The organism is Streptomyces sp. JHA26, assembly GCF_002005565.1.
Classification (GTDB): Bacteria; Actinomycetota; Actinomycetes; order Streptomycetales; family Streptomycetaceae; genus Streptomyces.
In genome coordinates this window covers 1-722 of sequence record NZ_BDJC01000162.1, presented here as the reverse complement: position 1 = coordinate 722, position 722 = coordinate 1, and the positions used below count along the sequence as shown (strand labels likewise).

At 73.0% G+C, this 722-nt stretch carries 1 protein-coding gene; it reads right to left on the bottom strand.

The window, feature by feature from the left end:
* Positions 1 to 722 (bottom strand): acyltransferase domain-containing protein (locus JHAT_RS33530; protein WP_143660638.1); only part of this gene is annotated, 722 nt, incomplete at both ends.

Below are 722 nucleotides of genomic sequence, written 5' to 3'. Positions count from 1 at the left end.
AGGAGGACGTCCTCGATCGCCTCCACGTGCGCGCAGTGCGAGGCGTAGTCCACGGCGATACGCCGGGCTCGCACGCCGTCCTTCTCGCAGGCGGCCAGCAGCTCGTCCAGCGCGTCCGCGTCACCGGAGACGACCACGACCGACGGACCGTTGACCGCCGCCACCGACAACCGACCACCCCAGTCAGCGAGGCGCTTGCCCACCTCGTCCGCGCTCAGGGACACGGACACCATGCCGCCCCGGCCGGACAGCGCCCGGATCGCCTTGCTCCGCAGCGCCACCACCTTCGCCGCGTCCCCGAGCGACAGGGCACCCGCCACACACGCGGCGGCGATCTCACCCTGCGAGTGACCGATCACCGCAGCCGGCTCCACACCGTGGGAGCGCCACACCTCGGCCAGCGAGACCATGACCGCCCACAGCACCGGCTGCACCACATCGACCTGCTCCAGCCAGGCATCCGCGTCCGTGTCCCGCAGGATGTCGAGCAGCGACCAGTCCACGAACGGCGCGAGCGCAGCCGCACACTCGGCGATCCGCTCCGCGAACACCAGCGAGTCGTCAAGGAGTTCAGCCGCCATCCCGGCCCACTGCGACCCCTGCCCCGGGAACACGAACACCGCACGGCCGTCCGCGCCGCCGGCCCGCCCGCGCACCACGCCTGATGTCTCACGGCCCTCGGCCAGCGCCCGCAGGCCGTCCGCACCGCCCAGGACCACGGC